The 12,431-nt window shown below is 54.0% G+C and carries 11 protein-coding genes; 7 read left to right on the forward strand and 4 right to left on the reverse strand.

All coding sequences use genetic code 11. The annotated features are described in order from the left end of the window. The 7 genes from OEV49_17620 to OEV49_17650 form a co-directional block, all read left to right on the forward strand. A partial coding sequence (locus OEV49_17620) for a M1 family aminopeptidase (protein ID MDH3892884.1) occupies window positions 1-1,225 on the forward strand: 1,225 nt, incomplete at its 5' end. Between the two features lie 154 nt (window positions 1,226-1,379). Beyond that, a complete protein-coding gene (locus tag OEV49_17625) occupies window positions 1,380-2,006 on the forward strand; it encodes an RNA polymerase sigma factor (GenBank protein MDH3892885.1) in 627 nt (208 codons plus the stop codon). 53 nt (window positions 2,007-2,059) lie between these two features. Then, the gene (locus OEV49_17630) at window positions 2,060-4,267 is read left to right on the forward strand and encodes a heavy metal translocating P-type ATPase (GenBank protein ID MDH3892886.1); all 2,208 of its coding nucleotides are present in this window, start codon (window positions 2,060-2,062) and stop codon (window positions 4,265-4,267) included. Window positions 4,268-4,435: 168 nt separating this feature from the next. Continuing rightward, window positions 4,436-5,200 carry a HAMP domain-containing histidine kinase gene (locus OEV49_17635; protein MDH3892887.1) on the forward strand — a complete coding sequence of 255 codons (765 nt, stop codon included), beginning with the start codon at window positions 4,436-4,438 and terminating at the stop codon, window positions 5,198-5,200. Continuing rightward, on the forward strand, window positions 5,200-6,159 hold the full coding sequence (locus tag OEV49_17640; GenBank protein MDH3892888.1) for a chemotaxis protein CheV: 960 nt from the start codon (window positions 5,200-5,202) through the stop codon (window positions 6,157-6,159). Before OEV49_17635 ends, OEV49_17640 begins: the two co-directional genes overlap by 1 nt. 408 nt (window positions 6,160-6,567) lie before the next feature. Beyond that, window positions 6,568-7,563: a HAMP domain-containing histidine kinase gene (locus OEV49_17645; protein MDH3892889.1), complete on the forward strand. Its 996-nt coding sequence runs from the start codon at window positions 6,568-6,570 to the stop codon at window positions 7,561-7,563. After that, window positions 7,541-8,230: a response regulator transcription factor gene (locus OEV49_17650; GenBank protein MDH3892890.1), complete on the forward strand. Its 690-nt coding sequence runs from the start codon at window positions 7,541-7,543 to the stop codon at window positions 8,228-8,230. The genes OEV49_17645 and OEV49_17650 overlap by 23 nt, the downstream gene beginning before the upstream one ends. A gap of 194 nt (window positions 8,231-8,424) precedes the next feature. On the opposite strand, the gene OEV49_17655 is transcribed toward OEV49_17650, so the two are convergent. Genes OEV49_17655 through OEV49_17670 form a run of 4 tightly spaced genes read right to left on the reverse strand, consistent with a single transcriptional unit; the run spans window position 8,425 to window position 11,743 of the window. Next, on the reverse strand, window positions 8,425-9,351 hold the full coding sequence (locus OEV49_17655) for a hypothetical protein (protein ID MDH3892891.1): 927 nt from the start codon (window positions 9,349-9,351) through the stop codon (window positions 8,425-8,427). A gap of 8 nt (window positions 9,352-9,359) precedes the next feature. Beyond that, complete coding sequence (locus OEV49_17660; GenBank protein MDH3892892.1) at window positions 9,360-10,232, reverse strand: decaprenyl-phosphate phosphoribosyltransferase; 873 nt, start codon at window positions 10,230-10,232, stop codon at window positions 9,360-9,362. A gap of 36 nt (window positions 10,233-10,268) precedes the next feature. Next, window positions 10,269-10,907: an EpsI family protein gene (locus OEV49_17665; GenBank protein ID MDH3892893.1), complete on the reverse strand. Its 639-nt coding sequence runs from the start codon at window positions 10,905-10,907 to the stop codon at window positions 10,269-10,271. Beyond that, window positions 10,904-11,743 (reverse strand): exosortase/archaeosortase family protein, encoded by an 840-nt coding sequence (locus OEV49_17670; protein ID MDH3892894.1) that lies wholly within the window; start codon window positions 11,741-11,743, stop codon window positions 10,904-10,906. The genes OEV49_17665 and OEV49_17670 overlap by 4 nt, the downstream gene beginning before the upstream one ends. Window positions 11,744-12,431 lie beyond the last annotated feature (688 nt).

Consider the following 12,431-nt stretch of genomic DNA (forward strand, 5'->3'; position numbering starts at 1 on the left):
GACATTCGAGATGCTCTTTCGTACCCCAAACCACTTTGGGTTTGCGGCTGTCGGTACCATCATCGACAGCACGGTGGTGGAGGATGTCATGACAACCCGCTATCGAGTGTCTGATCCGGCGCCAAACGTGTCATTCAACATAGGTATCTTCACGACCCACAGACTGACCGAAAAAGAGATCCTGCCCAAAGGTGTTCATTTCACCAATCCTCGGCACAAAGAACTCCTGAACGGCTTGACATTGCACACCGTGGCTCACAACCGCGACGTGGAAAAACATGTAGCCCGCGACGTAATGGGAAGTCTGCAACTGTTCGAACACCACTTCGGCCAGTTGCCAATTGACAAACTTGTGGTCGCCGAAATACTCGCTCTTCATTCGGAATCGTATCCCGGTTTTGTGCAGATGGGCCTGATGACTTTTCTGCGTTCGGACCCCTCAGGATACCAGCGCATGCATCGCAGCCACGAAGTCGCCCATCAATGGTGGGGGTTCGGTTCCGGCGTTGGCTTTAAGACTTATCATGACAAGTGGCTTTCTGAGGGCTTTGCCGAATACTCGGGCATGCTCTTTCAGGAAGAAACAAGCGGCCATAAAAAGTTCCTCGAGGTTCTGAAGGAATACCGCGAGGAAATCTTCGGCGCTCGAAAGTACTTGCTGACATCCGGCGCCGAGTCCGGTCCGATAATCATGGGCAGTCGCACCGCCAGCACCAAAACGAAGGGTGATTTTGATCTGGTGATCTACAAAAAGGCCGCCCTGGTGCTTCACATGTTGCGAAATCTGTTGATGGACCTGGGCAACTTCAGCGATGAACGATTCTATTCAATGATGAAGGACTGGTATCTCACCAATCGCGGTCGCCAGATGACCACGAATGATTTCAAAGAACACTGCGACAAACATTTCGGCATCGACATGGCATGGTTTTTTGATCAGTGGGTTTACGGCAACGATCTGCCGACCTATCGCTTTTCATACGAGTGCAAACGCGACACGGGCGGGGTATTTGTCTGCCCCTGTGAAGTCAAAACCGAAAATGTGGGGCCTGCTTTTCAAATGTATGTTCCGATTGAAATCGAAATGAGGGACAAGCAAAAGTTCTATTATCGCCAGCTTATCACCGGTCCAACCACTGTTTTTGATATAGCGGGGCTTGAGGATATGCCTAAAAAGTTGCGGTTCAACCCCTTCGAGTCTGTCCTGGCGGATGTAAAGCAGTAAAACCCCTCCCCATCACCCGGCTTTAGGTAGCCGAACTCTTTTCACTTTTCCCAAAAAGATGCCAACCAACCGGAACCACAGGCCGTAGTCCGGTGTTGTGCTAAATATAACATAGGAATAGTGGCCTACGTGGGTTCACGTTAATGGGATTAGCATGAGCAGCAAGCCGACTCCAAAAAACGGACCGTCGACACCGGATGATCAGAGTGAAGTCCTGGTCAAGGGCTTGATAGTAAAGATCAGGCAGGGCGACAAAGCAGCCTTTACCGAATTGGTCAGTCGCTATCGCAATCAGGTGGGAGCGTTGGCCTATCGTATGGTCAGCGACTACGACGAGGCAGCCGATATCACCCAGATCGTTTTCATGAAAATGGCAAAGAACATTTGGCGCTATGACGACAACAAGAAATTCTACACCTGGCTCCACCGTATCACCGTCAACGCCTCGATCGACTATATCCGCAAACACCGCCGGCATCAGCATGAGCCGCTTGAGGAATTCCACGACATTCAGGAATCCAATCGTCGGGGTCCTGAGTTCAATTATCAGCGCCGTCAGTTGAGCCACCAGATCGAATGCGCCGCCAACACTCTTAACGACAAACAAAAGTCCGCCTTCATGCTGCGCGATATCGAGGGTTGCAAGCTCGACGACGTGGCCGACATTATGGAAATGCCGGAAGCGACGGTGCGCTGGTATCTTCATCGCGCCCGCAGCAAAATCCGCAAAGAGCTTGTCAGGCGTTGCCCCCAGTTGCTGATAGCCCTGGGCATTCGCTGAACCGTCAGTTTTTCTTGAACTTCAGGGGTCGGTTTACGTTATATTAGACCGTTATGGCTAAGACTGATGAATTGACACTGGCGATTGACGGTTTGCGTTGCGCCTCTTGCGTCAGCAGTGTGGAAAACGGACTCACCGGCCGACATGGCGTCGAGACTTGCCAGGTCAATCTGGCCACCAAATCCGCGACTATAAGCTACGACAGCACGACAACTGATGCCCAGGGGATAATCAAGCAGATCGAACAACTTGGTTTTTCAGCCGCCGTTGGTCGCCCCGATTTTCTCGCGGCAAGTAAGCGTGAAGTGATCACGGCCAGACGGCTGCTCCAAATCTCGGTGGTGCTGACCATACCTCTGGCAGCGGTTGCCATGTGGCCGATGTGGGCAGACCGGTCGCTTGTTCCGGCGCCGTTCGACGCCCTTACGCAGGCGCTTCTGGCTGCGGTTGTACTTCTTTATGGCGGTCGCACAATTCTTATGGATGCAGCCATTCAGACCCGCCATCTGCGGGCCAACATGAACAGCCTTATCGCCATGGGTACTTGCGCTGCTTTTGGCTGGAGCATCTACTTGCTTCTGATCAACTGGGATTCCGGTATCTCACCGCCTCTGTTTTTCGAATCGGTCGGCATGATCATCACGCTGATTCTGCTGGGCCGTTTTCTGGAAGCGCGGGCGCGGGGACGGGCCGGGGATGCCATTCGGGCGATGATTGATTTGCGTCCAACCATAGCGACTGCCATTATCAACGGTGTCGACATCGAGATCGATGCGTCAGCGGTACAACCCGGTATGATACTGCTGGTGCGTCCGGGTGAGCGATTGGCCGCCGACGGTGTGATAGTGGAAGGTCAAGCGGTGATTGACGAGTCGATGCTGACCGGAGAATCGCTCCCGGTCGAAAAAGTACCATCGGATAAAGTGGTCGGTGGATCGGTCAACGGCAATCGATCATTCAAGTTCCAGGTCACGGCCACCGGCGAAAAAACGTTTCTGGCCGGCATGGTCAGGCTGGTGGCCGAGGCGCAGAGCCGCAAAGCACCAATACAGAAACTGGCCGACCGGGTGGCTGCGCGCTTTGTCCCGGCTGTGATCTTGGTGGCCCTGGTTACTTTGGCCGGATGGTATTGGTTGGCGCCGGACAGTCCCCTGCTTATTCAATGTGTAATCTCGGTGCTGATAATCGCCTGCCCCTGCGCCCTGGGTCTGGCCACCCCGACGGCCATCCTGGCCGGGACCGGAAGGGCGGCGCGGGAAGGAATCATCATTCGTGGTGGCGATATACTCGAACGAATAACTCAACTGAACGCCATCGTCTTTGACAAAACCGGAACTCTAACCTGCGGTGAACTGGAAGTGGTAAATGTACGCTCGGTCGATCCCTGGTCCCGGCGCGAACTGATCCGCATGGCCGGCTCGGCTGAGAAACAGAGTAACCACCCGCTGGCAAAAGCAATTGCGCAGCTCATGGATAAAGAGCAGATCGATGCCTCCGAAGTCAGGAATGTCCAGGATCGACCCGGCTTCGGCGTCGAAGCACTGTATCGCGGTGAGCGCCTTCTGATAGGAAACGAAGCGCTCTTGAAGACAGAGCAGATTGATCCTTCGGCTTGCAGGGACACAGCCCAGGAGGAGATGGAGCAGGGTCAAACGGTTGTCTTCGTGGCCCTGGGCGGTAAACTGGCCGGTCTCATTTCGCTCGGTGATCGCCTGCGCAACGATGCGGCCGGAGTAGTGGCACGGCTTGGCAAGATGCTGGAGCGAGTCTCCATGCTCTCCGGGGACAACTATCGGACGGTAGCTGGTGTCGCCCGCTCTATTGGTCTGGAGTATTTTGAAGCTGAAGTCAGGCCGGATCACAAACAGCAGGTGATCGAATCGTACCAGAAGGCGGGATTCCGGCTGGCTATGGTTGGCGACGGCATCAACGATGCTCCCGCCCTGGCCGCGGCCGATGTCGGTGTTGCTATCGGTGGCGGTACCGATGTGGCAATTGAAGCGGCAAATGTCGTCCTGGTCAGGTCCGAATTGGCTGACCTGCCCAAGATGTTCCGAGTAGCCGACCAGAGTATGAAGGTAATCAGGCAGAACCTCTTCTGGGCTTTCTTCTATAATGTTCTGGCTATTCCGTTGGCCGCCGGACTCTTCTATCCACTGTTCGGCTGGACCCTCTCGCCCATGGTCGCCGCCGCCGCCATGGCCTTTTCATCGGTATTTGTTGTCACCAATTCCCTAAGGCTAAACCGCCGGGCCTTGTAACCACAGCCGGTTGCCGGTACCGCCGGGGTACGACATAGGTCCCACCTCCCCAACTGTGCATTAATTGACCGGGACACGAGGGGCGGACTGTTATGATTTTCTCAGCCAGACCGACTAGTATATAGATAGAGGGCTGATTTCGAAATACATACGATGAGTTGCAACGGGATGACTTCGAAAACCGATCAAGTAGAACACAAACCTGAGTCAAATGATGCCGTTGAGCAGATCGAAGCCGACAAGTGGCTGGAATTCGTTTCCGTACTGCTTCACGACATGGAATCGCCGTTGGCTTCAATGAAGTACCTGCTCAAACTGCTCGACGAGAAAAAACTAAACCTGGCCAAACCGTTGCATCGGCAGATTGTGGCTTCGTCGCACATCGCCATGGAGCGAACGGAGTCAATCATCTATGATATCATGGCTGTGGCCAAGGCCGGCAAGATGGGCATTCCCTGCAATCCCGTGCCGCTCGATGTTCTACCCGTCGTCCGGGAGGCGATTGTCCTCGTCCAAGGATCGGCTCAGGAACATAAAATCGACATGAGATTGACCGGCAATCTTTCTGAACAAATAGTAAAGGCCGACACCGGACTGCTTAAACGAGTATTGGACAACCTCCTGTTCAATGCTGTTCGGCACACTCCGGAAAACGGCGAAATAGTCATCTCGATTGATGAGCAGGCCGATTCGGTCTATATCCATATCAAGGATTCCGGTCCGGGGTTGGGTGATGTTGACCCGGAGGTCCTGTTTGAGAAATACGGGCAGCTAAAACTGAGGACGGAAGGTCGCCATCGCGGTGTCGGCCTGGGTTTGTATTTCTGCAAGCTGGCCGCTATGGGTATGGGCGGAACGATCCTGGCCGATGATCACCCCGAGGGAGGGGCAGTCTTCAGTACAAAACTACGCAAGGCAAAAGGAGGCGGATAATGAGCGCAAAGATGGACGCCGAGTCGTATCTGCGAAGCGGCTCAAACGAACTGAGGGTCCTCGAGTACCGAACGACCGGCATGTCATTCGGCATCAACATCCTCAAAGTTAGCAAAATCGTTTCTGATCTCAATCACTTCACCGACGTACCGGGTACCCACACTGCCGTGAAAGGTGTCTTCCGTGACATGAATCGGCTGGTGCCGGTGGTTGATCTGGCTGAATTCCTCGGCGTCGCCGGTGAAAAGACCAAGAGGCAAAAGGTGATTGTCACCGAATTCTTCGGCACCCAGACCGGATTCTGGGTGGAACAGATCGATTGGATACATCACTTCCGCTGGGAGGACGTAATCGATGCCGAGTCTGTCTTCCAGGGTATCGATCATCGTTATGTCATCGGGATTGTCAAACCGACCGAGGAGCGGATGGTACTCCTGTTGGATTACGAGACTATTCTAATGGATCTCTGCCCCCACCTGCAAAGGGATGACCTGGAGCGCGGTGGTGTCGATGTGGACTTCACCGGCAAAAAGATCCTGGTGGCCGAAGATTCACCGGCGGTGCGAGCCATGTTGGTCAACGAGCTGACCGAGAACGGTGGTGAAGTAGTTCAGGCCGGCGACGGTCAGGTGGCCTGGGATCAGTTTCAGAAGCAGGAATTCCATCTGGTTATTTGTGATGTCGAGATGCCGCAGATGGACGGTCTCAATGTGGTGCTGCGCATCCGTCAGTCGGAACGCTCCGACACGCCGGTGATAGTCTATTCGTCGATCGGCGATATCGGCATGAAGGCTCGGGCCAATTTCCTAAAAGCTGATGCTCATATCACCAAACTCAACATGGACAAACTCCTCAGCAGTGCCGACACACTGCTACGCGGTGAGAAACTGGAAGCTGACACCGAGGCGATTGCCGAATCTGAAGAAACAGAAGAAGTCCAACTGGTGTCGGTCGAGTAGGCACCGGCTGTTTTTTCGCCCGATCTTTGCTTTGTATACAAGCGCCCCGGGTCTTTGCAGAACCCGGGGCGTTTTTCTGTTGGTTGATCGGCCCTTGCGATGTTCACGGAATTGTCAGGTTGTGTTGGGTCCTGAAGCCCACCGAAGGGGCTTGTTGACAAACCCGGTTTACGTTGTGTCGGGTCCTGAACACGCCGAAGGCGTGGTTGTGACCCGACACACAACCCTTTGTCAGACAACCGCGGCGGGTCTCACGAATTCGCTGGCACGAATCCGAAGGACCCACCGCCCCACGCTACGCCCGCGATTTCACTACTTCCGACAATCCCGGTTTTCCCCCACGCATTCATTTGCCAACAGACTTCCCAATTGTTAAATTGTCTCCTCGTTAAGGAGACGAACATTGTGATGAAGCGAATTCTGACACCCCGCGCCGCCTTGGTCCTGTTTATCGTGCTGGCCGTGGTTATCCTGGCCCAGGCGGTCTGGTGGATCGTATTCATGGCTCAGATGGTCGATGAAAAAGTCGAAATAGCCGTCGAACTGGGCGCCGCCCCGGACTACGTTGAACAGCTACATGACCAGGAAGTTGGTCGGCAGATTATGCTTGGCATGGAGGGAATCTTTTTTCTTGTTCTTATACTACTCGGCGCCTGGCTGATCTATCGCGCCCTGGTTAAAGCTGAGGAACTGAAATTCCATCAACAGAATTTCCTGATGGCCGTCACCCACGAACTCAAGACGCCGCTGGCTTCGATGAAAATATATCTCGACAGCATGAAGTCTGACAAGATCGCGGCGGCCAGAAAAGTCGAAATAGTGCCGCGCATGGAGGACGATGTCCTCAGACTGGAGAAACTGGTCGAGAACATTCTGGACGCCGGACGGTTCGAGCGTTCCGGTTATCAGTTGTCCAGACAGAAACTCGATCTCTGCACCCTTGTCGACAAAGCTCTGGACGACCTGGCCAGGTTACCTTCGAAAGTACCGGTCGAAGTCGAGTGGTCCGAGACAGAGCCCACCGAAATCAACGGCGACCCGGTGGCGCTGAGACGAGCCATCAACGCGATCCTTGAAAACAGCCTAAGGTACAACGAACAAGATTTGGTCCGGCTTTGCATCATTCTCAATGTCGAAAGAAACCGATGTAGATTGAACATCAGCGACAACGGTATCGGCTTGTCCAAAAAGGAATCCTGCCAGGTGTTCAACCGGTTCTATCGGGCCGGTCAGGAACTGAGCCGCAGCCGACCCGGCAGCGGACTGGGGCTGTTTCTTGCTCGCGAGATCATCCGCGCCCACGATGGGGACATCAACGTCAAATCCGATGGACCCGGCCAAGGGTCGACTTTTACTATAATCCTGAAGACTGAGTTGAACAATGAAGCGAATCCTGCTGGTTGAAGACGATCCCAACATCGCCGACGGCTTGGTAATGAACCTCGAGGCTGAAGGATACGAACTGCTGTCCGTCGACAACGGTTCGCGGGTGATGGAGGAGTTCGCCAAAGGGAGTTTCGACCTGATCCTGCTGGACATCATGCTGCCGGGCGTCGATGGTCTGACCTTATGCAAGCAGATCAGGGCGTCGGGGTCGAAGATACCTATCCTCTTTGTAACGGCTCGTGATCGGGATGACGAAAAAGTTGAAGGACTTATTGCAGGCGGTGATGACTATATTGTCAAGCCGTTCAACATGGCCGAACTTTTGGCGCGTATCCAGGGGATTTTCAGACGGCTGGCCTGGCTGGGCAGCGAGGAGGATAGTAGTGATCTGTTCGAGTTTGACGGTCGCCGAATGAACTTCAAAACCTTTGTGGCCGAAGGTCCCGGTGGCCGGTTCGACCTCAGCCGTCGCGAGTGCATGGTTTTCAAGTATCTATCCGAACGGCGCGGCGAGGTGGTCAGTCGCGATCAACTTCTGGACGGCGTGTGGGGATACCACGCCTTCCCCAGCAACCGCACGGTGGACAATTTCATTTTGAAGCTGCGTAAGATATTCGAGAATGATCCCAAAGACCCGCAGTACATAGAAACAATCCGCGGCGTCGGGTACCGCTTCAAAGCCTAGGAATAGCGCATCTGGCCGTGTCATGCCGAGCGCGGTCGGAGCATGTGTGTTGCACCCCGGCATAGAGCCGCTGTTACCAACCCGCGTAGGTGTGTCAAAGCGCCAAGTTCACAAGACCCATGTATGGCATATGACCCAAGTATGGCAAAAGACCCATTCATGGCCAAAGAGCCATTCATGGCCAAGCTTGCTTGCTACATTTGCAGTCCGTCGATCCAGCCAATGGCCAGGGTGTCAAACGGCCTTGGATTGTAACCCATGATCCCGACCAGTTTCTTGCGCACCAGTCCGGCTACTATCAAGCCATGTTCCGGATGCTCAAGTGCGATTGAAAAGTCGGGAAACCTGAATCCCTCGGGCATGCGGACGACTTCTCCTTCGGCAGCAGCGTATTTGGACAGTTTGGTGTACTGTAGCCCCCCCTCATCCAACATAAGAAAAAAGAGGGTGGTGTCATTTTCGATGGCATAGCTCGTGGTGTAGACTTTTTCAAGAGAGACCCCCTCCAGGAAACCGTCGGTGTGGTACCTATTGGAGGCGCCGATCTTGGCGGCGAGTGGAAAGAGCAAGAAGTACATCGGCTTCGGTTTTTGTTCGATGCGGCTGTTGATCTCAAGGGCCAGCCGTGATCGGGCTTGGCTGGTCTGGGGCGTCAACTCCTCCACCGATAATGTGACCACATAGTCACCGGCGGCGGAGTAGAAACTGTTGCCCGATTCGAAAGATTCGGAACCGACGATCCCCAAAGGAGTGCCGAACGTTTGCAGTCGGGCGAAGAAGCCATAGGCCTCTTCGGGAGTGGGAAACTGAGCGATTTCGACCGAGATCGGCACCCCCTGCACCTTGTAGCCGGCTGCCGACATGCCGATAAACCGATACGCCCGGTAATCGACGGCGCTTGATCCCAGATAGTCGTCGGCCGTTTCAGGTTTTACCGTGCGAACCTCTCCCACCTTTACGATATCATAGACAGACATAGACGGTGGCATCAAAGTATCGGCATAATACGCCTCCGGCGGCTGTATCGGTACCGTCTGGGTGGTTTCTTTTTCCTTCTGTCCGCAGCCGGCCGCCAGGGCCAATAGAATCAAGCCGAGATATCCGACAATCTGGTTCTTCATAGGGGTCCTTAAGCGATATAGAGAACGGCAACGACGGTCGCCAACCATAGTATCACGTTGATCAGGATTGGACGGTCGCTGATCAGCACCTCGGTCGGCGAGCCGCCTCGTTCTTCCTTATGAATAAGATAAAGGTACCGGAAAATCCCATAGACAACGAAAGGAATGGTCACAAAGAGATTCTCGGTGCCGAGTTTGCTGGAAACCTCCGGTGAGAACGTGTAGAGCATGTAAACCACGGCCACCGACGCCGTAACCACACCGATAAGTTGGTCCAGCAGGTAGGGGGAGTATTTGCTCAGGATTGTGCGATGGGAGGCGGCGTCACCTTCGAGAAACACCAACTCGTGTCTTCGCTTACCGAAAGCAAGAAAGAGGGCCAGAAAAAGCGTGTTGATCAAAAGCCACTTGGAGGCCGGTACGCCAATAGCGAAGGCTCCGGCATAGGCCCGAATGACAAAGCCAACAGCAATACTCATTGCATCCACAATCACAATGTTCTTCAACCAGAAGCTGTATGACAGATTGAGACCAAAGAAAAGAAGACTGACGACAAAGAACGAACTGTTAATAAACCATGCCCCACCCAGTGCGATCACCAGAAGCCCGGCACAATAGACCATAGCGGCCGACTTGGAAACCCGTCCTGAGGCAATCGGTCTGTCTTTTTTCAAAGGGTGGCGACGATCCTTGTCACAATCGATCAGATCATTGAGTATGTATACCGACGATGACAGCAGGCAAAAAATGAAGACCGCAATGACAGCGATCTCAGTTGCAACAGTGTGAATCGCTTCACCTGAGAAAATCAAGGCCGCCAGGACCACACCGTTCTTAAGCCATTGCGACGGCCGAGCCAGCTTCACGAAGGAGACAAACATAACCGATTATAGGAAAACACTAAACTGCGTTCAAGCTTAATTGTGGAAGGGGAGCGCCTGGGTGATATGTGGATGAAGTTGCCTCAGGAATTCGACAGCCACTCGGTCGGCAGCTTCCAAGTCCCCATTCAACAAGGGCAGCGTCAAGCGCACAAAGGCTGCATCGGTAGGTCTCAAAAGGAGTGAGTTGACGGCCAGGTCCCACTTGACGGCGTACTCGCCGGTCAGGGCACCACCTCTTGTCTCGTACCAATAGTACATTAGTTGCTGCGAGTTCTGTTGAGCGATGACCAGGCGGTTGATGGTCCTGTTTTCTCCGGATTGCAGTTGAATCGTGAAGGGCTGGTGGTCTCTGATCCGCCAGCCACCACCCGGCAAACACTGACGTGGTGAGTGCATCTGACTGCCATACTCCTGCGAGGCAAAGTAGGCGACAAAAAGCCAGTAGTAGGTTCCGGACAAATCGCGATACAGCCTGAGAGTCGTGGTGTCGGCTTGCAGCACCTCATAGTTGAATTCCGGCAGCCTTCGCTCCTGCCCATAGTAGTCGGATGTTTCAAGCGGAATCGAGTCAAAGGTCGGCGGGCGATCCGGTGACTGTCGAACAAACCTGAGATAGTTACCGAAGATTCCACCTACCAGAATTATCATTGCGCTCAGTATAGCCGCTTTCATTCGAATATCCTTCTTAACAGCCCGGCAATCAGGGCAAGGAGAATAAAGGCAACGACAAAAACTATCAAACCCATTATCGAGTGTGTCGGCTCGACTGTGACATCGACCGATGCTCCATAGGCCAACACGGCCGAGACAAACACCCGGGCCACGTTGGCAATGATAGCTACCGGCGCCGTCGAGATAAACAGAAGCGTTCGGGCGCCGTTGTGCTTAAGCGTCAGGTAAGCATAGATCGCCCCCAACGCGGCCAGCGATACCAGAGATCGAATTCCGGAGCAGGCTTCGGCCACCTCCAGGGTGATACCGCCAAGATGGATGATATTACCCTGTCGCACGGCGCCGGCGCCGAGAAGGTTCAAGGTAGCAACGGTGATCTTCGAAGCAGCCAGTTGCATGGGTAAGGTTGCCGAGTAGTAAATCACGTATGGAATTGGGATCATGAAAACCAAAAAGGCCAACTCAAACCAACAGCATCGAATCATCTTCGATCCAAACAAGAAGTAAACCAGGCCAAACAGTGTCACCACCAACGAAAAGCGTATCGTGAAATATTCCGCCGCGCCGTTAGCAACTATGAACAGGAACATCCCGGCGGCCACCAGCCACAGTCCAGAAGCGTCGATCCGGCCGACATTGGCCGCCAGCAACTGGCGTTTACGGTACAGGAGGTAGCCGGACATGAACGGTATCAAAAAACCGTGCGAGTAGTTGGCATCTTCATACCAGTTCACCACCAGATCTATCAGCGCCGGCAGATAGATCAAGGCCAGGGCCGCAAACGGCAGCCACCATCCGCGCGGCGTTGTTCCGGAATTTGTTTTTACAGCGTTCACGTTCTCCATGCTGAGTCTAATCATATAGACACGGCTGTGGTCGGGCAATCTTCAAATTGACAGGGTGATAAATCACAATTTCGTGCTTCTCGCGGTACGAACCGTCACTCCAAACGAAGTCGAAAACTGAGCGTCGCCAAGCGAAAAAACCGGCTTGCCGGTCATTCCGGCGAAGGCGGGAATCCAGTTCTTCGCTACCCCGCCTATTGGGCTTGTTGAAAAAGTGCCTCTGGCCCGTTGCGGTGGGTCCTGTCCGCCGCGGCGGACGCCAGCGAATCCGTGTGACCCGCCGCCCATGTCTGACAAGTAGTTGCGTGTCGGGTCACAAGCACGCCTTTGGCGCGTTCAGGGCCCGACACAACGTAATCAGGGTTTATCAACAAGCCCTATTACCCTGGTGCAGGTGGGTTCCCCAGTAATCACGAATGATCCCACCCGCCGCAAAGCCTCTGGGTGGGGTACCGTGGTGTTGGGCGACCCCGCCCGATGCCTATCGCGCATCCTGACAGCACCTGTGACCTTTTTCCGGAAGACGAGGCCATTTCGAGGTGCTCTCGGTTTGGTATGAACCGGGCAGATAGGTAACAGATTAAACCGGAGACATAGGTAACAGGTTACATTGGGTATGAATCGACAAGGAGGTGATTCGTGCCCTGGAAAGAGACCTGTCCTATGAATGAACGAGTGA

Source organism: Candidatus Zixiibacteriota bacterium, from assembly GCA_029860345.1.
GTDB lineage: Bacteria > Zixibacteria > MSB-5A5 > GN15 > FEB-12 > JAJRTA01.

Bases quoted from the DNA above. Each gene is read 5' to 3' on its own strand.
- OEV49_17625 (MDH3892885.1), top strand. From the start codon at position 1,380: ATGAGCAGCAAGCCGACTCCAAAAAACGGACCGTCGACACCGGATGAT.
- OEV49_17630 (MDH3892886.1), top strand. From the start codon at position 2,060: ATGGCTAAGACTGATGAATTGACACTGGCGATTGACGGTTTGCGTTGC.
- OEV49_17635 (MDH3892887.1), top strand. From the start codon at position 4,436: ATGACTTCGAAAACCGATCAAGTAGAACACAAACCTGAGTCAAATGAT.
- OEV49_17640 (MDH3892888.1), top strand. From the start codon at position 5,200: ATGAGCGCAAAGATGGACGCCGAGTCGTATCTGCGAAGCGGCTCAAAC.
- OEV49_17645 (MDH3892889.1), top strand. From the start codon at position 6,568: ATGAAGCGAATTCTGACACCCCGCGCCGCCTTGGTCCTGTTTATCGTG.
- OEV49_17650 (MDH3892890.1), top strand. From the start codon at position 7,541: ATGAAGCGAATCCTGCTGGTTGAAGACGATCCCAACATCGCCGACGGC.
- OEV49_17655 (MDH3892891.1), bottom strand. From the start codon at position 9,351: ATGAAGAACCAGATTGTCGGATATCTCGGCTTGATTCTATTGGCCCTG.
- OEV49_17660 (MDH3892892.1), bottom strand. From the start codon at position 10,232: ATGTTTGTCTCCTTCGTGAAGCTGGCTCGGCCGTCGCAATGGCTTAAG.
- OEV49_17665 (MDH3892893.1), bottom strand. From the start codon at position 10,907: ATGAAAGCGGCTATACTGAGCGCAATGATAATTCTGGTAGGTGGAATC.